The sequence below is a fragment of the Burkholderia sp. LAS2 genome (genome assembly GCF_018417615.1).
GTDB classification, from domain to species: domain Bacteria; phylum Pseudomonadota; class Gammaproteobacteria; order Burkholderiales; family Burkholderiaceae; genus Burkholderia; species Burkholderia sola.
The window spans coordinates 1,797,068-1,820,089 of sequence record NZ_CP071052.1 but is presented as its reverse complement, the minus strand read 5'-3'; the positions used below and the strand labels follow the sequence as shown (position 1 = coordinate 1,820,089).

General features: G+C 61.7%; 18 protein-coding genes, 1 tRNA gene and 1 pseudogene. 6 read left to right on the top strand and 14 right to left on the bottom strand.

All coding sequences use genetic code 11. The annotated features are described in order from the left end of the window. Positions 1-5: 5 nt before the first annotated feature. From JYG37_RS08540 to JYG37_RS08500, 9 genes are all read right to left on the bottom strand, one after another. Positions 6-3,695 carry a response regulator gene (locus tag JYG37_RS08540; RefSeq protein WP_213346020.1) on the bottom strand — a complete coding sequence of 1,230 codons (3,690 nt, stop codon included), beginning with the start codon at positions 3,693-3,695 and terminating at the stop codon, positions 6-8. Between the two features lie 42 nt (positions 3,696-3,737). Then, positions 3,738-4,814 carry an ABC transporter substrate-binding protein gene (locus tag JYG37_RS08535; protein WP_249746036.1) on the bottom strand — a complete coding sequence of 359 codons (1,077 nt, stop codon included), beginning with the start codon at positions 4,812-4,814 and terminating at the stop codon, positions 3,738-3,740. 987 nt (positions 4,815-5,801) lie between these two features. Further along, positions 5,802-6,236, bottom strand: coding sequence for a hypothetical protein (locus JYG37_RS08530; RefSeq protein ID WP_249746035.1), 435 nt, complete (start codon positions 6,234-6,236; stop codon positions 5,802-5,804). An 85-nt stretch (positions 6,237-6,321) separates the two neighbouring features. Beyond that, the gene (locus tag JYG37_RS08525) at positions 6,322-6,783 is read right to left on the bottom strand and encodes a hypothetical protein (RefSeq protein ID WP_213346018.1); all 462 of its coding nucleotides are present in this window, start codon (positions 6,781-6,783) and stop codon (positions 6,322-6,324) included. Positions 6,784-6,795: 12 nt separating this feature from the next. Further along, positions 6,796-7,869 carry a hypothetical protein gene (locus JYG37_RS08520; protein WP_213346017.1) on the bottom strand — a complete coding sequence of 358 codons (1,074 nt, stop codon included), beginning with the start codon at positions 7,867-7,869 and terminating at the stop codon, positions 6,796-6,798. 63 nt (positions 7,870-7,932) lie between these two features. Then, positions 7,933-8,730: an ankyrin repeat domain-containing protein gene (locus JYG37_RS08515; protein ID WP_213346016.1), complete on the bottom strand. Its 798-nt coding sequence runs from the start codon at positions 8,728-8,730 to the stop codon at positions 7,933-7,935. A gap of 110 nt (positions 8,731-8,840) precedes the next feature. Continuing rightward, on the bottom strand, positions 8,841-10,031 hold the full coding sequence (locus JYG37_RS08510; protein WP_085509601.1) for a Tle-like phospholipase domain-containing protein: 1,191 nt from the start codon (positions 10,029-10,031) through the stop codon (positions 8,841-8,843). After that, positions 10,016-11,308: a DUF2169 family type VI secretion system accessory protein gene (locus JYG37_RS08505; protein WP_213346015.1), complete on the bottom strand. Its 1,293-nt coding sequence runs from the start codon at positions 11,306-11,308 to the stop codon at positions 10,016-10,018. Before JYG37_RS08505 ends, JYG37_RS08510 begins: the two co-directional genes overlap by 16 nt. An 11-nt stretch (positions 11,309-11,319) precedes the next feature. After that, positions 11,320-13,431 carry a type VI secretion system Vgr family protein gene (locus tag JYG37_RS08500; RefSeq protein WP_213346014.1) on the bottom strand — a complete coding sequence of 704 codons (2,112 nt, stop codon included), beginning with the start codon at positions 13,429-13,431 and terminating at the stop codon, positions 11,320-11,322. 140 nt (positions 13,432-13,571) lie between these two features. Between JYG37_RS08500 and tssF the strand changes: the two genes are divergently transcribed. Continuing rightward, a complete protein-coding gene (gene tssF / locus JYG37_RS08495) occupies positions 13,572-15,449 on the top strand; it encodes a type VI secretion system baseplate subunit TssF (RefSeq protein ID WP_213346013.1) in 1,878 nt (625 codons plus the stop codon). Between the two features lies 1 nt (position 15,450). Here the strand turns inward: tssF and JYG37_RS08490 are convergent, their stop codons facing one another. The 3 genes from JYG37_RS08490 to JYG37_RS08480 all read right to left on the bottom strand — a co-directional run bounded on the left by JYG37_RS08490 (position 15,451) and on the right by JYG37_RS08480 (position 17,919). Further along, entirely contained in the window at positions 15,451-16,023 is a 573-nt protein-coding gene (locus JYG37_RS08490) for a hypothetical protein (protein WP_200525140.1), read from the bottom strand. 24 nt (positions 16,024-16,047) lie between these two features. After that, positions 16,048-16,425, bottom strand: coding sequence for a DUF3592 domain-containing protein (locus JYG37_RS08485; protein WP_213346012.1), 378 nt, complete (start codon positions 16,423-16,425; stop codon positions 16,048-16,050). Positions 16,426-16,539: 114 nt separating this feature from the next. Further along, positions 16,540-17,919 (bottom strand): hypothetical protein, encoded by a 1,380-nt coding sequence (locus JYG37_RS08480; RefSeq protein ID WP_249746034.1) that lies wholly within the window; start codon positions 17,917-17,919, stop codon positions 16,540-16,542. A gap of 95 nt (positions 17,920-18,014) precedes the next feature. On the opposite strand from JYG37_RS08480, the gene JYG37_RS08475 reads away from it, so the two are divergent. Further along, complete coding sequence (locus JYG37_RS08475; RefSeq protein ID WP_213346011.1) at positions 18,015-18,440, top strand: hypothetical protein; 426 nt, start codon at positions 18,015-18,017, stop codon at positions 18,438-18,440. Between the two features lie 217 nt (positions 18,441-18,657). Here JYG37_RS08475 and JYG37_RS08470 read toward each other — a convergent pair. Continuing rightward, a tRNA-Arg gene (locus JYG37_RS08470) sits at positions 18,658-18,734 on the bottom strand. A gap of 181 nt (positions 18,735-18,915) precedes the next feature. Then, on the bottom strand, positions 18,916-19,746 hold the full coding sequence (locus JYG37_RS08465; RefSeq protein ID WP_050013665.1) for an undecaprenyl-diphosphate phosphatase: 831 nt from the start codon (positions 19,744-19,746) through the stop codon (positions 18,916-18,918). A gap of 480 nt (positions 19,747-20,226) precedes the next feature. On the opposite strand from JYG37_RS08465, the gene JYG37_RS08460 reads away from it, so the two are divergent. The 4 genes and pseudogenes from JYG37_RS08460 (at position 20,227) to JYG37_RS08445 (ending at position 23,021) form a co-directional block, all read left to right on the top strand. After that, positions 20,227-21,138, top strand: a complete 912-nt coding sequence (locus JYG37_RS08460) for an aldose epimerase family protein (RefSeq protein WP_124630009.1) — start codon at positions 20,227-20,229, stop codon at positions 21,136-21,138. A gap of 131 nt (positions 21,139-21,269) precedes the next feature. Continuing rightward, positions 21,270-21,971: a peptidoglycan DD-metalloendopeptidase family protein gene (locus tag JYG37_RS08455; protein WP_006476318.1), complete on the top strand. Its 702-nt coding sequence runs from the start codon at positions 21,270-21,272 to the stop codon at positions 21,969-21,971. Positions 21,972-22,338: 367 nt separating this feature from the next. Then, positions 22,339-22,611, top strand: a pseudogene (locus JYG37_RS08450) (AMP-dependent synthetase); the annotation flags it as partial. A gap of 86 nt (positions 22,612-22,697) precedes the next feature. Then, positions 22,698-23,021 (top strand): DUF2288 domain-containing protein, encoded by a 324-nt coding sequence (locus tag JYG37_RS08445; RefSeq protein WP_124630008.1) that lies wholly within the window; start codon positions 22,698-22,700, stop codon positions 23,019-23,021. The last annotated feature ends 1 nt before the right edge of the window (position 23,022 follow it).

Below are 23,022 nucleotides of genomic sequence, written 5' to 3'. Positions count from 1 at the left end.
TCCGTTCAACCTTCGACGCGCTCCGCGATCAGCGCCGCGTGCGCGTGCCCGAATTCCGCGTCCGTGCCGGCGACCAGCTCCACCGCCGCGCCGACGTCGGCTGCGCGCGCCAGCTGCTCGATCGCGCGACAACGCGCCGACAGCAGGTGCGCGCCGACGTTCGCGCTGCTCGATTTCAGCGTATGGGCGGCCAGCTTCAGCCCATCGGCGTCGCCCGCTTCGACCGCCGCATGCATGTCGCGGATCAGCCGCGGCGCGTCCGCCGCGAATTGATCGATGATCCGCGTCAGGACATCCGGGCGGCCCGGCCGCTGAAGCGCGCGCAATGCATCGAGCGCCTTCTGGTCGATCACGCTGGCGTCGTCGTCCGGATCGGGGGCCGCGCCACCGCCCGCTTCCGGACGCGTATCGATGTCGGCGCCCGTCGTCGCCGCATCGCTTCCGGTTACCGGCGCGCACGCCGCGCCGCCGACATGACGCGCGAGCATCTGCAGCAGCGCATCGCGGCGAAACGGCTTGCCGAGATAGTCGTCCATCCCGGCGGCCAGGCAGCGCTCGCGGTCGCCGCTGAGCGCATTGGCCGTCAGTGCGATCACCGGCATGCGCGGCGCGCCGGCTTCGGCTTCGCGACGGCGCAGTTGCCGCGTCGCCTCGAAGCCGTCGAGCTTCGGCATCTGGCAGTCCATCAGGACGACGTCGAAACCGTCGTCCGCCAGCCGCTGCAGCGCCTGCTCGCCGTCGTCGGCCACGTCGACCTGATAGGCGGTGTCCTCCAGCATCGCGAGCGCGATCTGCTGATTCACGACGTTGTCCTCCACCAGCAGCACGCGCGCCGCGATCTCGTCGAGCGGCCGGCGCGGACCCGCGGCGGCGTCGTCGGACACCGGCTCAGCAGACGTCAGCCGCGGCGGCATCACGTGCATCGCCGAGGCGATGGCCGCATGGAGATCGGCGCCATGGAGCGGCTTCGTCAGCCGGGCGGCGATGTCGAGTTCGTGCGCGACCAGCACGCTGTCCATCATCTCGAACGCGGTCAGCGTGATGATCCTGAGCGCACGCAGCGACGGATCGCGGCGGATGTACTGCACGAGCGAGATGCCGTCCATGCCCGGCATCCGCACGTCGACGATCGCGAGATCGAACGGCGCGCCGTCGGCGACCGCCGCGCGCAACTGCGCCAGCGCGTCGTCGCCGCCGATCGCCGTGGCGACGCACAGCTGCCATTCGATCGCATGTTCGAGCAGCACGCTGCGATCGGTTTCGCTGTCGTCCACGATCAGCACCTTCAGGCCGGCGAGCGACGGCCGTGCCTCCGATGCGACGCCGACCTCCCCGGACGCCGGCTCGAACGGGGTCGTCACGGTGAACACCGAGCCCTGGCCGGGCGTCGATTCGAGCGTGAGCGCGCCGCCCATCATCTCGGCCAGTTGCCGGGAAATCACGAGGCCGAGCCCGGTTCCGCCGTATTTGCGCGCGGTCGAGTTGTCGGCCTGCTGGAACGGCCGGAACAACTGCGCGGCCACCTCGGGCGCGATGCCGATGCCGGTGTCGGCGATCGTGAACACGATGCGGCCGTCGTCCGCATACGACACGCTGAGCGCGACGTGCCCGTGCTCGGTGAACTTGATCGCATTGCCCAGCAGGTTCGTGAGCACCTGGCGCAACCGCACCGGGTCGCCGCGCATCCATTCGGCAACGGTGTCGCCGCGCCGGTACACGAGCGCAAGCGCCTTGCGTTGCGCGTTCGGCTCCAGCAGCGCGACGACATCGTCAAGCAATTGATGCAGATTGAAATCGATGCGCTCCAGCGTCAGCTTGCCCGCCTCGATCTTCGAGAAATCCAGAATGTCGTCGATCAGCACGAGCAGCGTCTGCCCGGATCGATACACGGTGTCGACGAACTTGCGCTGCTTCGACGTCAGCCGCGTGCGCTGCAGCAGCTCGGTCATGCCGAGCACGCCGTTCATCGGCGTGCGGATCTCATGGCTCATCCGCGCGAGAAACTCCGATTTCGCCGAATTCGCGGCTTCGGCCGTGGCGATCGCCGCCTGCAAATCGACGTCGCGGCGTTCGATTTCGTCGAGCATCATGTTGAAGCCGGCGACCAGCGCCGCGACTTCGTCGCGGCCTTTGTGCGTCATGCGCAACGACAGGTCGCTGCCGCTGCGAATGCGCGCCATCGTGCGCGTCAGGCGCGACAGCGGCCCGGAGATCGACGCGCCGAGCCGATGACTGATCAGCAGCCCGCCGATCGCGAGCAGGAACGATACGCCCACGATCATCAGGATCGCGGTCGCCACGGCCCGGTAGACGTCCGATACGATGCCGCGCTGCTGAAGGTCGACGCGCACGGCCTCCTGCTCCGTGTAGGCCGCGAGGCGATTGGCCGTCGTATCGACGTCCGCGACGATGCCCTGCATGGCCACGTCGTTGGCCAGCATGTCGGACTTCACCGCGAGGATGCGGCGCGCGGATCCGGACAGCTCCGTGGTCAGTCCGACGACCTCCTGGGCGCGCTTCACGTTGCCCGGGCCGTCCGCGGCGAGCGCATCGCGCAGTGCGCCGGCGGATGCGGCGAGCGCACCGATGTTCTTGTGCAGCTCGTCGTCGCCGCGCGCCAGACGGTCGTTGCCGTCGCTTTGCGCGATCATCCGCAGGTCGAACGCCAAAGCGCTGATGCCGCCGTTCACGATCGCCGACAGCGACGCGACGCGCGCGGCTCGCCGCCGGAATTCGATCGCCTCGTCGAGACGCTGTCGCGCCTTGACGATCTGCAATGCGAACGGATCCGCGATCTCCGCGAGCTTCGCGTCCAGCGCCTCGAGCGACTGCAGCACACTGTCCTCTTTCGCGCGGTAGCGGGCCGCGACGGATGGCTCGGCGAACATGGCGCCGCGCAGCGCGACGAGGCCCTCGTGGCCGTCGAGGATGTCGGCCGCCACGCGCCCGAGTGCGGTCGTCACGCCCTGCGCGGTGGCGGCATCGAGGTTCGGCACCGCGAGCGCGAGCGCATTGCGCGCGCCGTCGATCGACGCCTGCATGCGCTCGCGCAGCGGCGCGAGCCGGTATCGGTTCGGCGCGACGTCGACGCGGCCGGCGACGGTGATGATGTCCTTGACGTTGGTGCGAACCTGGTCGAGCGCATGAATCGTCCGGTTGTATGCGGTGTTGGCCGCGAGCGCGCCGCTCACCGCCGCATCGGCGTCGTTGTCCAGCCGCTCGGTTTCCTTGCCGATCTCGGTCAGCAGCGCGGCGCCCCGCGCCTGCACGCGTTCGATCAGCCGGCGCTCGGCGACGAGTTGCGCCTCGCCGCGCAGGCGCTTGTCGACGCCTTCGTTCATCGACCGGAGCATCGTCCGCAGATCGGTGGACGGTTCGTCGATACCGTGCCGGTCGATCGCGCGCACGGCGGCCGTGATGCCGGCGATCCGCTGCAATTGCGTTTCGATCTGCGACGACGACTGCTGCCGCTCCGATGCGTCCTGTGCGTGCTCGAGCCGGCCGAACTCCACCGCGAGTTCCGCATACGCGCGCTGGAGTTCGTTGCTGCGCACCTGCAGCGGCAGCGATTCCGTCGTCAGCGTGCGCACGCCGGACGCAATGCCGTGCACCGCGATCAGGCTGGTCGCCGAAATCGCCACCGCGCCCAGCAGCATCAGGCTGGTACTGGTGACGAGCTTCGCCTTGATGTCCATGCAGCCCTCCAGGATCGGAATGGCCTGACGGCCATCCGCCGCTCATTGCGCCGGGACGACCAGCGGCGTGACGTGCCCGTGCGCGATTTCGGTGAGGAACACGTCGTTCAGCGCCTGATGATCGTCGCTGCTCAGGTTGACCACCAGGCCGCCGAGGTCGAGATGGCGGATCGATTCGAGCGCCTGCTTCAGCGTTGCCCGCGTGGGCGATGGCCCCGCGCGCTCCAGCCCGATCAGCGCGACCTTCGCGTCGAGGCAGCCCTCGATGTGCACCACGCCGATGTGCTCGTCCGGAAAGCGCCGGGCGATGAGCCGCGCGCAGTCCCGGATCACCGGGCGATCGCTCTGCGGCAGCGGCACGACCTGCGAAATCAGCACGCCATTCCCTTCGTCGCCGATGAGGCGCAACAGGTCGTCGGTGCCGACGAACGACACCGCCGCGAGATGGGCCGTGAGGCCTTCGCGGTGCGCGGCGCGAACGAATGCGGCGACCGGCGTATACGGGCCGACCATGATGACGACGTCGGGCCGCCCTTCGAGTACGGCCGCCAGACCCGTGTCGACCGCCGTCGTGCCGCGGCGGAACGTGCCGGTGGCGACGACGTCGAGGCCATGGCGGCGCAGCGCGAGCCGCGTGCCCGCCAGCACCGCGAGCCCGAAGCCGTCGTCCTGGTAGAACACCGCGAAACGCGTCGCGTGGTCGTGCGCGATCAAATGATCGACCAGCGCGCGCGTTTCGTCGTCATAGCTCGCCCGGATGTTGAAGACCTCCGGCGTGACCGGCTTGCGCAGCGCCATCGCGCCGCTGAACGTACCGACGAGCGGAATGCCGGCGTCCCGGATCATCGGCAGCACCGCGGTGGTCGTCGGCGTGCCGACGTAGCCGAACAGCGCCAGCACGTTGCCCCGCTCGATCATGTCCAGCGTGTTGTCCACCGTCCGGTCGGGTTCGTAGCGATCGTCGGCGACGACGAGGTCGATTTTTCGCCCGTGCACGCCGCCGCGAGCGTTCGCGTCGTCGAATACGGCTTGCGCGCCGATCAGCAGCCCATGTCCGAGGCCTGCGGAATTGCCCGATTGCGCGTTGACCATGCCCAGGCGGATCGTGTCGCCGGTCACGCCGGGCTCCGCCGCGAATCCGGCGCCCTGGCCGCTCAGTGCGGCGCAGCATGCGATCAGCGCCAGCGCCTGCCTGCCGCCGGGACGCGCGAGTGCGCGCAGTAGGTTCGAAGACCAGGTGCGGGAACACATTGGTGCGACTGACACACTCTCGTCCATGTAGGGCTCCCGTTCGGCACCCGGTTGTTCTGATCTGACGATGCGCCCCGCCGCGTGCCGCACCGCTACCGTGGTACGAGTCGATTAGTCATATATATAGGTGGCATCCGTTGGGACTGCAAGGCGGGGGCGCGGGGCCACGCCGTTGTCGCGGGTTGTGGCGGATTGTTGCGCTGCGGCGATCGAATGCGGGAGGGCGCGACTGTGTGGGATCGCGTGTGCGGCATTTCGATACGGTCGTCAGTGCGTCGGTTTGTTGCGGGAATGGGTGCGCAAGAACCGGACGCCCGTGCGATGTCGCGCGGCCGATTCCGGCGTTCGGAAGAGGGAATGCGCAGCGCGCGGACTTGCGGCGGCGCCGATGCGGCGATACGCCGACGCGTCGCGTAGCCAGGCCGCGCGTTGCCGATCTTGTCGATCGGCAACTTGGCCGCGCCCGTTGTGGAAATCAACAGAGCAGGAGAAGTTCGCGGTCGAGAAAATTGGGGGGAAGCAAACGGCTCGCGCATGACGGCGGCACGCTATGCGAAACTGACGCGCAAGCGCGGTATGTCGCAAAGCCGTGACGAGACCGAGCCCGGCTCTCTACGGGCATCAATACTTGCCAAGGTGGCGGCCTGATTTCTCCTCACCCGAGCTCGTCGAGCCGGAACCGTTCTCTCCTGATCTCATATGCCTCGCAATCAAGCCGAGGTCAGGGAAGCAACTCCAGAGCTGCACTCCATCGCTGAATTGTTTCATCGAACTTCGACGCATCACACAAGACATTGCCCTGCTCCGAGAGAGCATCTAACTCATCTTAGATTTTCTTGGGAAGTCTGACCATCTTTATTCTCTTCCTGTCGATGCACGCTTCGTGAATTCAAGATACTTCTTATCCTCACCGGAAAATGGTCTACTTCCAAATTGCTCATAAAGCGGCACAAAGAACTCCGCAGATTTATCTAGATCACCGGCTTCGAAATACACCGTTCCGCTGAGAAATCCGATTATCAGATCTGGGCCGGTTCCGGAACCGTACGCCCTCCTCACTTCCGCCAACCAGTGAACAGCCTTATCAAACTGCTTAGTGTCGCGATAAAAAACGACGAATCCGCGTGCCATCGACTGCGCGAGGTCGTATTGCTCTCTAGGCTCGGGCAAAATCCCCCACGCTTTTATGAAACTTACCTCAGCGTCAGCAATTTCACCCTTCTTCCATGCCTCCCGACCAGCGGCGCCGTAAGCGTATATGTCTTTGATCAAGTTTTCCGAGAGTTCCATGTTAGGCTTTTGCGTCTCAATTGATAAGCCACAGAGCCCAATATACCACCGCGACCTATGCTGGTGGAGTGCCGAGATGTCCCACTCACTCCTCCTCTAAGCCACTCAAATCCACTGGCTTAGGATTTACCTGCGCATCCACGGCCCGGTGCAAGGTTCCCGGCTTTCTACGAAGCGCGTACGCTCGCATCACCGATAGCGGTGCAAATTCGAGCCCATCTATTGGCACATGCCCGACTATGACAGGAGTATTGAAATTTATATTCTTCTCATCATCAAGGGACAGAGTCCATTTCCCACCGTAGTTTTCCCTAACAACTTCACCAAGAAATCGAGCGAAAGTAACAACAAGCCTCGACACATAATCCTTGTCCTTCCCATCAGACAGGAGATCAAATAACTTCTCCAACTTCGACAAGTCGTCCAGCCCAAGATCCAATTCAATACCATGCTCCTCCGCCTTCCCAGACAACCAATCTAACTGGTCATCCATGTTCATCAGGAAATTATCAAACTCTTCTTCAGCCGATTTTCTATCGAAAGCCATTTCATACTTCCCTTAAGGAATTTTAGGACCAATATGCGCATCTACACCCGCCTTACCTAAAGCATCGAGATATGGCTTTGACGCACCTTGCTCAAGAATGTGCTCGACCTGCCAGCCTTGCTTGACCAGCTCCCCATCCTTCTGAATTGCCAAGATGTTTTCCTTCGTCAAGCTTACCGGTCCTGTTTTGAGTTGCCCGGCATACATTTCATCTGCCTTCAGAATATCAATCTGACGATTGGTAAGAGGCGTCTTAAGTGTGCCTTCAGAGGCATTCATGGCATCACGATATGCAGATTCACGCGCAGCACCAAATTCGTAGTTGCGCATATTCGTGTCATATTGCTTGCTCCATGCCTCGTAGTCTTTCTTCCCACCTCGTGCTTTATATCTTTCCCACCTTGATGCCTTATGTTCGGGCGTGCCGGGCTTTAGCTTCTCCTTGACAGGCTTGAGCACTTTAGCACCATCACCCGACACGCCTCCAGCACCGGCACCTTCAGTTGCACCAGTCGCCTTGCCGACCGCCGTGGGCGCGTCGGCAGCCTTTGCGCCTTCAGCAACAGCGCCTTCAGTCTTAAGCACCTTCCCAGCGGCCGAAGCGGTCTTAGTCAGTTCAGCTCCTTCAGCAGCACCAACCTTACCGAGGGCCGCCATACCTCTAATACCGCCCTTGGCTAGGCCAGCTCCGCCAGCGGCAAGTGATGCCACCGTCGCAATCAGGTCACCGCCGGCTTGGGCTGGGTTGCTCATCTTGAATTTCGGCAACTCGATAGAGCCAGCGCTAGCCTTAACTTCCTGGGCAGCTTGCGTTAGCGCTTCAGCAGATTGCGTCTGCCCAAACACGCTTTGCATTGCAGCGGCCTGTTCCATTTGCCCTGCGGTCTGGAGCGTACTACCTTTGATCAGCAACTCGCCAATATCTGACGGTATATTGGCGACCCCTTTGACCACACCTTTAGTAGCCTCCCAGGGATGGTGTGCAGCCTCACTTACCTCATGCCACCGTTTAGAGAACCAACCCTCCTCTTCTGGTGTTTCCGCTTTCACCGGCGGATTGGCTGAAGACGCAGGGGCGCTCGACATCGACGCCTGACCGTACAATCTGCCGACAGTATTGCCCTTGTCACCCACAGTACGCTCCCCGACTTATTTTTTGCTCATCTGTTCTCGAACCTTCGCCGGCGGGTCGGGCGGAAACTTCGCCCCCTTCGCAATCATCAGCGCGCGCAGACGCTCGAATTTTTCCAAGCGCTCCTTGCCCTCGGGCGACAACCCTGGTGCGGGAGGCGTCTGTGCCGTTCTGACCGGTTGCCCATCCTTATCCAACGAGATGTCGGTGACCGTGGCCTGCTTGGCCTCCGGTTGCAGTGCGTCGATGTCTTTCTGCACGGAGTAGGCCACGCTCACGCCGTTCGTCGTATGGGCGTTGACATCGGCACCATGCTCAACGAGAAAAATCGCAATGTCCGGTTTGGCGACGTCGAGCGCGGAATCCAGTGCGGTCCCGCCAATGCTGTCGCGATGATTGATGTTTGCGTGATGTTCGACGAGCAGCTTGACTCGCTCCATCGCGCCGTTGCCTTCCATCGCCCGCTGCAACAGACCCGTGCCATCGCTATCGACCGTATCCGGCGACAAGCCCCCATCGAGCATGGCCTTCAGGTAGCGAGTGTCTTCATTGGTGATCGCGAAGTACATCGCGCTGCCCAGCCCCTCCACAATTTGAGCGTCCGGCTTTGAGCCATGCGCGATCAGTTCGCTGATCGCGGGGAAATTCTTGGTCGAGATGGCAAACCAAAGCAACGTCATCTCTTGTCGCCCGGGCTTGTTCACGTCGATCCCGGACAACGCCGATTTCAGTTGAGCAACGTCGCCATCGCTGATCGCCTTGGCAGCAGACAGATAGCTGCCGTCAAAATACTTGCTGGGTGAGTTCGCGCTCATATTGCATCCACTTACGATGATTGTTAGTGCAGAGACAGCGGCTAGAGCCATCCACCTCCACCGCGCCGTGTACCTCACACTTCGGGCCGGCGAAGTTGTCGTATTGGTCCTCAAGGACGAGTCTCCTGAACGATCGTCGCCTGATCGGCTGTTTTTTGTGCTTCGATGCCATCGATGACCTGGTTCATGCCATGGCGTGCGACCGCACCACCCGTTCCCGGAAGGATGTGCGGCGTGCCTACAGCTGTAGGCATCATGCCGTGACTGCCTTCCTGAACCTTCGTCAGGATCTCGCCTTCCACGCGGTACGCCTGAATATCGGATGCCACCGGCGTCCCGCCATAGCGCGCTACCGTCGCCGGATTGAGGCCAGCTGCGTTGAACGTGGTCGCAGCCAAGCCACTTGCGCGCGATGCGGCCGAACCCATGCCGCCACCGAGCGAATGCCCCACAATGTCCACATCGGTTCCACTCTTCTCAAGCGCTCGCCCGATCTTGACTGCACGATCGTAATAGGCCGAGTTCTTATTGGCTCCTTGAGCGATGTTATTGGCCCAGTCGGACCATTTGTACTTGTCTGTCCCCTGAAAAACCACCTGCGTCTTGAAATCGTTTCCGAAAACTGCAGGATCGGGCTCGTAGACCTGCGCACGAAAATTTGTCCCCGGTATCGAAAAATCGTTGGGCTTCAACTTGAACTGAGCCAATTTCGCAGGGTCGCCGCTGACGTTCGTCCATCCCTCTGGCGCCGCCTGCCCCGGGTGGTAAACGTTCTCAGCCAAACGCGCCTTTTCGACGGCTGTATTGTTTTGCTCGAAGCGATTTGCCGCCGCTTCGAGTTTGCTCCGCTCCGGTCCCGGCGGCATCGAAGCAGCTTTCTCCCGTGCCTCGGCAATCTGGGCCTTCCGACCACGCCAACGGGCAGCCTTTGCTTCCTTCCCGACGTAATTGCCGTTCATCCAGAACTGATCGCTGTGACGCACGACCATCTTGCTCTCGACCCGGACGGTCTTGCTATGGTCGATAGGCCAGCACTTGGCGCCAACGGTTCCGCTTTCGACTCCATGTGCCACACCGGCCTGATCGCCGATCGTATCCGGCGCGAAACTCGAATCGAACCGCACGATCGGATTCCCGTTCGCAAAGACCGTCTTCGACGTCATCTGACTGTCGCCAAGGCTCGCCGTGACAGGATAAGGTACGGGCGGCGTGCTACTCCCCATGGGGGTTTTGCATACGTCCGGCATCATCGACACGATGGTCCACTGCCCATCTTTGCGAGCCATTACGTTGTCTGCCACGCGTCCTCCGGTTCGCTGGTTGTTTTCGGGACAGCCATTCGCAGCAGAAGCGCATGCCGATCCAGTTCGAAACGCGCCTCGCACACGCGCACCGCCGGCTGCAACGGAAAAACCGCCCGCCATGTAGCCGATACGCGCATTTCTTCGGTATCGATCAAAAGTGTGTCGAGCTTCATCTCGAGTGGCACGATTTCCCCGCTCTTGAAGCGAAGCGCCACAAGGGCGCGATGCCCCGGAAGCCTCGCACGCAAAAAGCCTGCATGCGTGTGCTCTGGCAGCGCGAGATTGGCAAGCTCGAAGGCGAGTCCCGGCGCAGGCCATTCGATCTGTTGATCTGCCGGCGCACCATTCCAATAGTGGAAGTCATGATCCACCGGATGGTACGGCCATCTTGTCTTATGCCAGGTCTCGTCGTAAGTCCCGGCAAACTGCAAACGGGGTGTCCAGGCGCGACCGACAACACCCAATCCGACAGGCGTCGTCGCGTAGCGGGCTACGACCTCTTTCATCTGCTTGGCATCCAGCCCCGAAGCGGAGTGCTCGGCAACGTCGAGACTGGTTATCGGAATGTCCCATGCTTCTATCTGCGGCGCCAGAATTTCGGCAATCTTCGGCAACGGTCCTGGAATCGATGATGCACACAACGAAGCGACGACCGACTTATGGGGCGCCCGATCGAGGAAGCGCTTCTCGACCCAACCACGGCCCAGCGGGTTGGTGAAGCAGACTTCGTTCAATTCAAGATCCGCGCTCGCCCCCGTTGCGCTCTGCGCAAGGGCGACGCGGCTCGTGCCGCCGTATGCCTGCTCCCAGCGCACCGGAACAGCTCGTGTCGGTTCAGGTTCACCGAGCTTCCACCCGCGCCAGCCCTTCGTAAATGAGCGCGGTCCCGTGACGCGCAGTCCTTTTTCGATGACCATCGTCCCGGCGTCGAATACGCGTACGCGAGCGGGCCACGATGCCGCAGGCGTGCCATGCGGGGCGTGTGCTGTCGCTCGAACCAGGACATCACACTTCGGTTTGAACGGCGCGAGATCGCTTTCCCATTTCACGCTGCTCTTACCCGTTTCGCCTTCATATTCGTCTGCCATCGCCAACGGGACGGCGTTGTCACCGCTCAGCAACACGCAACGATGTGTATCGCCATCGGGGTCGAACGATTGCGCCGGCTCAAGCCGATACGCCGCCTTGAGCGCCACCACGTGGATTTCGTTGCCCGGCACGTCGACGGCATTGAACGCCATCGCATGCAAGGGCGTGAGGTTACGGAACTCCATCGTCGTAGCACTTAGTTCAGATCGACGGTCTTGCCGTCGACCTTCACCGCGTCGGAACCGAGAATGTCGATGCTCGTCCCGCTAATCGTGATGTGTCCGCTGCTTTCGAGAACGATCGACGCTTTACCGGTTCGCAACTCAATACGATCGCCCGCAGTAACCGTATAGGTCTTGCCCACCATCGTGGTTTTCGACAGCCCCACTTCCTCGGCGCTGGCAAGCCCGGCCGCCGTGTTGATCGCGCCCGCTACCGTCACCGTATACGCGCCGCCAATGGTCAGGGCTTTCGCCAGCCCCACCGTCTCCGTCGACGTCAGTGCAATCAGGAGATTCTCCATCCCCTCGATCGTCTCGTTCCGGTTGCCGCCGACCGTCAGCGTCTCGTTGTTGCCAACGGTCTCGGTGCGATCCACCCCAATGTGAATCGTCTCGTTGTTGTCGACGGTTTCCGTGCGATCGTGGCCGACGTGTACCGTCTCATCGTGATCGATGTTTTTGGTGCGATCGTTGCCAACCCAATGCGATTCATTGTGCTCGACCTCGATGCGCTGGTCCTTCTCGGCGTGTAGCCAGACCTCTTCCTCACCCTTCTTGTCTTCGAAGCGAATCGCATTGGCCGTGTTGACGTTACCGGTCTTGGTCGAACGCGTCAGAATCCCGCTCTGTGTCGCGTTGGCTGGCAATGCCCACGGCGGCATGTTCTGCGAGTTGTAAACGCGCGACGTCACGAGGGGACGGTCCGGATTTCCGTCCAGGAAGCTCACGACAACCTCATCCCCGATTCGCGGGATCTGAATCATCCCGAAACCGCTACCCGCCCACGGCTGGCTCACGCGCACCCAGCAGGAACTCCCTTGGTCGCGTTTGCCGAGACGATCCCAGTGGAACTGCACCTTCACCCGGCCGAGACTATCCGTGTAAATCTCCTCGCCTTTCGGACCTACGACGATCGCCGTCTGCGGCCCGACGATCGTCGGACGCTCCCCTTCGAATGCCGGACGGTACGGAATTTTCTTGCGAATGCAGGTGAAGCTGCACGAATACGCCGAACTCCCCTCACCGGGCTCATAGTTGTTCGTGCCGGTGTGTGACACGGTCAGCAACAGGAATTGCCGGTCTTCCTGTTTGGTGCTGGCGTGATCGTAGTGGTCGTCCAGCTCGAAGTATCGGCACGGCATCATCCGCCGACCCGTCGTCACCCCGACGAACGTCTTGCTGTGTGCGGCCAGCGCTTCCGTCCGGAAGCGCGTGAGTTCTTCACCCCGATCGCTGTCAGCGAAGCCATGCTCGCCGAGGTAGTCGTAGATCTCGTAGGACGGTACGTCGCCTTGATTGACCTCCGTTCCACCCGACACGAATCGCCGGGCATGAGGAATCTTGTAGTCGAAAGTTTTCAGTCCGACCGTGTCCGGTGCAAGCTGACGCTGTGCTTGAAATGACGTGATGACGGCGAGATTGTCCATCGCCTCGCCCTGGTTGTATTGCAGCGATGGACTGCGCCCGTCGATCGGCTTCGCGGTCACCGAGTTATCGGCAATGATCAGCTTGTGCCCATCCTTCGCATGCTCGAAGTAATAGAACAAGCCATCCTCTCGCATCAACCGTTCGACGAAAGCAAGATCCGTCTCACGGTACTGCGTGCAATAGCTGCGATTCTGCGTTCCTTTCGAGAGCCGGAACTCAAACGACGCGAGCTTGCCGTACTCTCGAAACACGCGCGAGAGAATCGCCTCTGTGTTCTCTTCCTGAAAGATCCGAATGTCCTGCCGGCGAGAGAGCATCCAGAGCCACGGCAGGATCGTTGCGCTGTACATCGCAAAACCACCATCGGTATCGAGATGCGAAAACGCTGCGACGTATCCGTGGAAGTAACGCTCTTCCGAGCTGGCGAGCGCGTCGGTCAACTGCAACGTGATTGTCACAGGTTGGCCGATCAACTTCTTCAGCTCGATATTCTTGTCCTGCGACGCGAGCCGGACATGCATTTCGAAATTCTGAGATAACCCCTCGGTACAATGGAAATCGACGAGCACGAGATCCGATCGACCTTTCAATGGCGTTTCAATCGTAAACAGGCGATTGCTCTGGAGCTGGAAGAAGCTCGCAATTTCGGACATTTGCATATGTAGCCTCGGAATCTCTCAGCAGAGGGGCAGTTTTTTGTCGGCGCGGCCATTCTAATATGTCTGCGCGCCATTGGGACTAGATGTCGGCCCCGGAAAACGGGGACTGATTATCGCGGGTTATTGAATATTTGCAGCGAATGGACCACCTGCTGTCACATTACGAACGTGAAGTCGGACTGCTTGCACGTAGTCTGGCGGACTTTGCTCGCCGCTTTCCGAAGATTGCAGCACGCCTCGGCATAACTGGCGGCCACGTCGAAGACCTGCACGTCGAGCGAATGGTACAGACGTTCGCGCTGCTAGCCGCTCGTGTCGATGCGAAGCTTGATGATGATTACCCGCAATTCACCGAGGCACTTCTCGAAATTACCTATCCGCAGTATCTGCGCACGGTCCCGTCATGCGCGGTTGCCTCGTTCGACCCATCGGTTCTGTTCGGTCAGCTTACCGAACCGCTGACGATAGCGCGCGGCACGATGCTGGACGCCAATGCTGCACCGTGCCGCTTCCGTACAGTCTACGACGTCACGTTGTCGCCATTGCGTATTCACTCGGCACGCTATTCACCAGCGACGCTTGCGCCAGCAGCGGCGCGCATCCCGGCAGGAGTGACGGGGATCATTTCGATTACCTTTACAAGTGAATCCGCGTCGCAAGCATTCGATGACGCTATTCCGTCCGCGCCAGTGCGGGTACATCTGTCCGGAGAGCGGCCGCTCGTCACCGCGCTTTCCGATACGCTGTTGCTTCGTGCATCGGCCGCCTACGTGGAGGTGGACGAAAGCGGACGCTGGACCCGCTTGTCGAAAGTCCCCATTGAGCCGGCCGGATTTGCCGATGGCGAGCGATTGTTGCCGAACGAAGACGATACAAGCGCACAATCGTTCCGGCATCTGATCGAGTATTTTGCCTTCCCTGAGAAGTTTGATTTCGTCGACATCGACCTGGGTCGAATGCGTCGCGCCGCGCGCGCCGAAGCAGCTCGACGACTGACGCTTCACATCGCCGTGCAAGGCACCGCCCATGATTCCGGCGCCGCTCAGATCCTGGCAACGCTGAACATCAGCACGTTCCGATTGTTTTGCACACCGGTCGTCAACCTGTTCGAACGCGCGGCAACGCCTATCCAGCTCACTAGTCACGATGCCACCTATCCGATCACGCCGACCCCGTTGGCAACCGGCATTCCGCTGAGCGTCTACTCGGTTGAAGCCGTGTATCTGGGCGAGCGTACGAAGTCGGGTGAAGACAAGGCCGCCATCGCTTCACACGCGGCACCGCGCACGCAGGTGTGGCCGTATCGTGCATTCAGTCACGCGCGGCCCATGGATTCGTCCACCATCTATTGGCTGGCCTACCGAGATCCGGAAGCCATGCCGGACGGCGCGCTGGCGGAATCGCAACTGGCGTTGGTCGACTTAAAGGGTCAAACCGCTCATCCGCGACACCCTCAGGTCGATGTCGATGTCCTGGCAACCAACGGAGCAATGCCGTCCCGGCTGCCAATCGGTGCCCCGGATAGCGATCTTCTGTACGAGGGTTCGGCATTGGCGTGCCCGATCATGCTGCTCTCCCGCCCCACCTTGCCGGCTGCCTTGCCGCGTGGCGGTGCACTTTGGCGCGTCCTGTCGGCACTGGCGCCGCATCCGCTCGACCTGACGCGGACCGGACTACCCGCGCTGAAGGAGTTTCTCCGTTTCCATGCTCCGCGTTCCAGCGTAGTTGCCCAACGTTGCATCGACGCGATCGCATCCCTCGACTACAAACCGGCGATCAGGTGGATGTCTCTCGACAATCACTTCCCGTCATTTGTTCGCGGTGTCGAGATCCTGCTTTCGTTCTCCGAGGCTGCGGCACGAGATGTCAGCCTGCATCGGTTCTCGGCTGTCATGGACCGATTCTTCGGCCCGTACGCTCAGTCAAACAGCTACGTTCAACTCGTCGTGTTATCGGCCGAGAGCGGCAAGGAGCTTTTGCGGTGCGCTCCACGCCCTGGGACACAACCGCTGGTATAGGTCAGTGGAGATAGCCTGCCAGAATACCACCACCAAAACCGGCCTGAAAGCCAGCCGTTAGACCATGCATGAAGAGCAGCGCCGGAGCATCCGCAATGGCCTCTGCCAGAATCATCGACATGGCTGGGCTCGTCAGGCCCAACGCAAGCAATGCTGGATTGATGCCCAACAGCATGACGGTCCCGCCCTGCGCGACAACTGCCCCGCCGTAGCCATCAAGATAGACGGTTCCGCCTTGCAAATCCGATCGCGTAAGCTCGCTGCCCTTAAATGCACTTGTCATGTAAACGGTTCCATGACTCGGGAAATCATACGTCGAACCAGCCGCACTTGCGTCGTGGCTACCGAAGCTTGGCAATTTCAACTCGGGAATTGTGAATCTCGGCAACTTGATTTTCGGAATCTTCGCGCCCCAACCGTAGCCAATACCCACACCGCCATAGTAAAAGCTCTGCGAATGCGCCTGGGGATCGGTGAGAATGATATTCCCACCGGTCGCGACCACGATGTCAACGCTCACCCCACCGCCCGCGCCAGTGTCATATTTCCACTTGCTCTTCCGAAGATACGACATACGCCCTCTCTCTTCTGCTTCTCGTTATGTCCGTGACGGCAGATTCATAACCCCGCACACGATCGCAACCACACCCATGAAGGCAAAAACAATCGTTGAATCCCAGATCGCGGCGAAAACATTCATCGTTGCGCTGCCATCAGGATCGTCGGCCTGGTAGCGCACCTCCACCCGCTGACCGAGCTTCACTTTCGTGACAATCCCGCCTTGCGGATACGAAATCTGCTGTCCTGTCTTGGTGGTGAATTGAATCTCGGGATGGTATCCGCCGGCATTGAGCTTAACGACGAGGCCCGGTACCACAATCGACGTTCGAAGAAACTCTCTAGTCGACTGTGCGCTGATTGCAGCAGCGACAAGAAGGCCCACCCCAATCACAATGGCACTGATGCCCTTAAACATGATGCCCTCGTTTACATTCCTTACAATTATTCGGGTGCTCCATGCTGATCGTATCAGCCTGCCAAATTCTAAAACATCCTCACCTGGACGCCAGACTATCCGCCTGGTGCGCTATCAGACCTTGGTCGGCAAGTGGCGGCGCTTGCGAATGGTCTTCGGATTTGTCGTCATCTCTAGATAGGCGCACAGTCGACACCAGTGCCCGTTTCTGATCGTATTCGGCGTCGCGAACCAACGATGCCCGATATGGCATTCCCACTCAAGCCTCGTGCTGGAGTTCACATACTCCCTCGAGACGCATCGACCGCCGCGCTCCCTTGCGATTGTTCGCATCAGCTTCAACCCTAGCTTCCGGCCGTCGTACGCACACACACGGCACCACCTCCCCGCAACGATTGCCCCCGGCACTGCCGACCAGCGATGGCCATGTGCGCATGCCCATTCAAGTTTCGTCGCGGCGTTCTTGTAGGTACGAGACAGGCACCGGCCGCCATGCTCCTTCGCTAAGCGGCGCATATCGGAGATGTCATATACGTTGCCCTGGTTCTGGCATTTCGGGCACCACGATCCTCGAAAGATCTTCGCTCCCTGCGCATCCCATTCGTGACCATGCCCGCAATGAAACCGGTAATAGGCATCGTTTCCGATGTACTCGGTCGCAAGACAAATGCCGCCGCCTTTCAACGCATGGGCCTGCATCGCCTGGAGGCCGTCAGCACGACGATACGCTACCGACTTCCGTGCATTGGCACATTCTCGGCACCACGCACCCCTCGTCACCTCATAACCGACCGTCTCCCACTCGTGGCCTTCCGCACACCGAAAGCGGTAACGATCTGAAAGCTTAGTGTAGGTCGTAGACAAGCACTTCCCGCCGCGATTCCGCGCGACCGCACGCAAGCGCTTCATCCCGTCCGGATCGGACATCCGCTTTGAATGCTCCGCACGCGCACATAACACGCACCACGATCCCTTCTGCAAGTTGCTAGCCGTCTTCTCGAACGTGTGTCCTTCACGGCAAACGAACTGGTAGCGCGCCATACGACCGGCATATTTGGCGGACAAACAACGCCCACCGGCCTGTCGCGCAAGTTGATCAAGCTGTCGCAGTGACTCCTCATCACGGCAGGTAGGACATGCGATGAGGTTGTAGTACAGATGCGAACCGGATCGGCTGACCTCATGGCCGTTGCTGCAACGGAAGCGATATTGAGCATTCCATCCCCGCCAATCAGATTTCAGCAGCTTCAATCCGTACGGCGAAAGCGCCTCGCGTATTCGTTTCAATTGATCAACTGACAATGCCCCTACTCCGCGTAATTGATCTACTTCGCGCAGATGTCGCGACACCCACGACAAAATATCAGCATCCACTCGTTGCCTGTGTACGATACCGCAGATCCGATCGATCAATTCGCATACACCACTGCCAATTGGCACATCAACCAATTTTTTAACGATCGGCGAGCATCCCGCACTTGTGCTGGATTCCAATTTCTTTCAACCACATATCACCTTCCTGAGCACGGCCAGCTATGGCCGCTCCGTCGATGCATTTCCGCGTCGGCGCACTTCGCTCAGGAGATTCCGTGATCTCTGATCCCCCTACCTTTGTGCTGATGGGGCTGGGCATCGCGCTCGTCGCCCTGTTCGCGGTGGGTTTCTATTGGCTCGCCACCAAGGACCGACCGACACGTCGGCACGCCCCCGTCGCTCCCCCGCCGAATCCCAGCGCAGCCGACCCGCGTTCCGCCGACGTCGATGAATTCGATGAATTCGATGAATTCGATGAATGGGAGGCGTTCGCGCCGTACCCCGATCACGTTGTCCACGCCGCACATGAAGCCGGCGCCGACTCGGTCGATAGCTATCCGCCGTTCGGCCAGCGCGAAGAGGCCGCCCTCGCATCCCCTGCGATTGATGCTCGCCATGGCCTGCACGACGCGATCGAATCGTTGAGAGGCGAGCCCGATCCGGCGCCGACCAAGGCCGCCGCGTCATCGTTTAGGTATTAGTGATCAGCTGCGCCCATCCGCGCCTCGATCTTGTAGTGCGAGCGGTTCGGCATTGCAGCGTAAGACACCATTAAAGTGAGCGTTTGTCAGTGAGGATAGCCGAGCCACATGGATTGGCGGCAATCCTGATTGACGACAAAACCCTACATGCCGCCTACATAAGCATGCCGGCAGTGGACGGGGAATGTGAAAATATCAGCTAACATACTGATTTCACTGGCCCGCCCTACACGATTCGAACGTGTGACCTACGGCTTAGAAGGCCGTTGCTCTATCCAACTGAGCTAAGGGCGGTCGGGGAGAAAAGACACGGCCTTTCGCGGACCGTATTCGGCATCGGGCTTTCGAGTAACGCACGGCAGCGACCGCACCGCCAAACTCAAACCCCCGAAACAAAACGGGCCCGACACGAAGCCGAGCCCGAAATTATACCCGATCATCGCACCAGATCACGCGAGACCGGCCCCCCGCGGCATCAAACCGGCTGCGGATGCAGCATGAACCAGCCGAGGCAGAACACGCCGGCGATCACGCAATACACGCCGAATGACGCGAGCCGGCCGCGCCCTTCGAAATAGCGCATCAGGAACCGCACGCTCAGGTACGCGGCGATCGCCGTCAGCACGCCGCCGAGCAGCGCATCGGCGAGCTGGTCGCGCGCATGGAACAGCTTCGGCAATTCGAGCACGCCAGCGGCAAAGATGATCGGCGTGCCGAGCAGGAACGAGAATTCCGCGGCCTTTTCCGCCGTCAGCCCGGCCACGTTGCCGGCAATCATCGTCAGCCCGCTGCGCGAGAAGCCCGGAATCAACGCGCCGATCTGCGCGAGGCCCACGAAGAACGCCTGCTTGAACGTCATCTTCTCGGGCGGCTGATGCGCGCGGCTGCGCTGGATGCGATCGCCGACCCACAGCAACACGCCGTTGACGATCAACGCGATCGCGACGATCCGCAGATCGTGAAACACGCGCTCGATTCGCTTCTCGAGCAGCAGCCCGACGATGCCGGTCGGGATCGTGCCGATGATCAGCGCCCACATCAGGTGCCCGTCGTCGTTCTTGCGGCCGCCGAGCTGCGCGAAGAAGCCGCCGATCAGCGCGATCCAGCGCGCGCGGAAGTACCACAGCAGCGCCAGCGCGGTGCCGAGATGGAGCGCGACGAGGAATGGCAGCAGTTGCGGCGCGTGCTTGTCGATGTGCATGCCGAACAGCGCCGGCACGAGCAGCGTATGGCCAAGGCTGCTGACGGGGAAGAGTTCGGTAACGCCCTGCAGGACGCTCAGGAATACCAGAAACCAGAGGCTCACGCGTCGGTCCTTTTAGTGAAGATTAAGCGGGAAGGAAGGCGGACGACGCGATGCGCGTCCTGAAAAACGCGCCCCGATTATGCCGAGCCAGGATTACTGCGCCAAGGCATTTGGCAGGATATTGCGGCGCTGCACACAAACACTTGCAATTTGTAAGCGCGCAGAAAGCAAAAAGCCCGCCATTTGCATGGCGGGCCTGTCGACTTCGGCAGGAATTGCCGTCAGCGGCCGAGCTGATAGAAAAATAATACCGTGCTGCCGGTAAACATGCCGAACAGTGCGATTCCCATTGCCATTGCCAGATCCATGGCCCCCTCCACGAAGTGTCATGACCCGGCAACATCACCGGTTTAGAGGCATTATCCCGACGGTCGACCGTGTTAAAAACTCGCAATTTCCCGAGAAGGGTTTTCCCCGACCGGCCGCGGCCCGATAATGGAACGCCCGTTGCTCCCGTCACCCCGCCCAACCCGATTCGCCATGCCGATCTTCCAGCAACACGACATTCACGAACTTCACGCCGGCCCGTCGCTCGTCCGGGTCGCCCCGCAATTCGGCGGCCGCCTGCTGTCCTGGCACGTCGATGGCGAACCGGTGATCTTCTGGCCGGAAACCGCCGACTGGAGCAACCTCGCACGCGTGCGCGGCGGCAATCCGCTGCTGTTCCCGTTCCTCGGCCGCCACCGCGTCGACGGCGAGATCGGCCGCTGGCGCGACGCAGCCGGCGTCGTCCGCGACCTGCCGATGCACGGTTTCGCGCGCGATCTGCCGTTCGACGCGCACCCGTCGGCCGACGGCGCCGCGCTGTCGATGACGCTCGACGCGAACGATACGCTACGCGCGAGCTACCCGTTCGATTTCCGCTTCGAAACGACCTACCGGCTAGCCGACGCGCATACGCTGGACGTCGCGCTGACGACGACCAATCGCGGCGACACGCCGCTGCCCTATTACGCCGGCCACCATTTCTATTTCGCGCTGCCGCACGGCGAGCGGGCCGACACCGTCCTCGAGCTGCCGCCGACGCACCGTTGCCAACAGCGCGCGGACGGCTCGATCAGCCAGCCCGAACCGGGCCAGGCCCGTTATCGCCTCGACGATCCGGATATCCTCGATCGGTTTCACTGCCTCGACGGCCAGCCGTTGGCGCCGGTGCGCATCGTGATGCCGGGCCGCCGCCGCACGATCGAGATCGCGCTGGACGTGCCGGGCTCGATCCCGTGGTACGCGGTCACGACGTGGACCGAAAAGCCGGATTCGGATTTCTATTGCGTCGAACCGTGGCTCGGCCTGCCCGATGCGATCCACAACGGCCGCGGGCTGCGCATGCTCGGGCCGGGCGCGACCGAAACGGCCACGCTGCGGATCCGCGTCGCGCCGCTCGCCGGCTGATTCGACACGCACCGAACCGGGCGCGGCAGCCGCACCCGCGACCGAAACTGCAGTGCGCGGGTCGAACCCGTTAAAATCTGACGTTTTGTGTTGCCTGCCGCGTCATGCGCGGCGGGGTTTTGCGAGGTTCAATGTTCGGAACAACAACGAAGCGACTCTTCGCAGCCGCCTGCGCCGCCCTGCTCGTCGCGTGCGGCTCCGCGCCCGTCGGCCCCGGGTTCTATCGCGTCGAGCGTGGCGACACGCTGTACAAGATCGCGCGCGACAACCGCACGTCGGTACAGAGCATCGTGCGCTGGAACCAGATGACGAACCCCGACGCGATCGAAGTCGGCCAGGTGCTGCGCGTCGCACCGCCGCCCGGCACGACCACCGCGTCGACGCCGTCGACCACCGGCACCGGCAGCGCGGGCCGCGCGCGGCCGGCCCCTTCCGCGCCGGTCGAATCGGCCGTGAAGCCGGCCACGAGCATCGCGCTGATCTGGCCGGCGGCCGGCAACGTGGTGCGCACGTTCGACGGCTCGAAATCGAAGGGCATCGACATCGCGAATTCGCCGGGCACGCCGGTGGTCGCGGCCGCGCCGGGTGTCGTGGTCTACGCCGGTAACGGGCTGCGCGGCTACGGCAACCTGATCATCCTGAAGCACAACGCCGATTACCTGACGGCCTACGCGCACAACCGCGCGCTGCTGGTGAAGGAAGGCCAGTCGGTCACGCAAGGGCAATCGATCGCGGAGATGGGCAACAGCGACAGCGATCGCGTCGCGCTGCATTTCGAGCTGCGCTATGGCGGCCGCTCGATCGATCCGTCACGCTACCTGCCGGCGCGCTGAGCGCACGACAGACGACACGCGACGCCGGCGCGCATCGCGTGCCGTCGCGTCGAAAACGGAAAAAATCGAGTCAGCGCTTGCGCAGACGTCCGGTGAAACGGCCGGACAACGGATCGACGTGACGAGCAAACACCACCAGCACCCCGATTCCAATCAGGCTGAACCCCGCAGCTATCAGAAGCAAATCCATGGTCACACCACTGTTTTGTCTTGATCTTATGCGTCATTGTGGAATCGTGCACTGAGCCTCGCCTATTGGACGAGTCCGAACATTCCCTATCAGGAAACACCATTGTGGATTCGTCTGCGTGAATTCCTGATGTAAGCCGTTCACCCGACGCCACGCTCGACACCAGGAGACCGCCCGATGCTGCCCGCCGCCGACTGCTACGACGCGCGCCTCTCCCGCTTCCAGTGGGGCATTCCGGCGCGCTACAACATCGGCGTGGACGTGTGCGACAAATGGGCAGACGGCAACGCGCGCCTCGCGCTGATCCACGAAACGACGCAAGGCGGCGTTTTCCGCGTCACGCTCGACGACCTGAGGAATGCCTCTAACCGGCTCGCGAACAGCTTTGCGCGTGCCGGCCTGCGGCGCGGCGACCGGATCGGTACCTTTCGCGCGCGACGCCCGCCGACTGGGCATGGAGCGCGCTGCGCGACGCGTGAGCGGCCCGCCCGGCCGGATGGTTTATAGTGGCGCCACGCAGTCTTTCCAAGAAACCGATGTCCTCTGATCAACACGCCGCCGCGGGCGCGTCGCACAGCCCGCTCTACGCCAAACTCCTCGGCGAGACCGCCAAGATCGACTGGTGCGATCTCGAGCGCTTCTTCGCGCAGGGCAAGCTGCTGTCGATCTCACGCGACCTCGATCTCGTCAGCGTCGCGGAAGCCGTCGCCAGCGACGACGCCGAACAGGTCACGCGCTGGCTGTCGTCCGGCCTCGTCGCGCGCATGCCGGCCGAGACCGCCGCCGACTACGCGGCGCGCAATCCGGAGCTGTGGGCGGTCGTCGTCTCGCCGTGGGTCTGCGTGCAGGAACGCGCCTGAC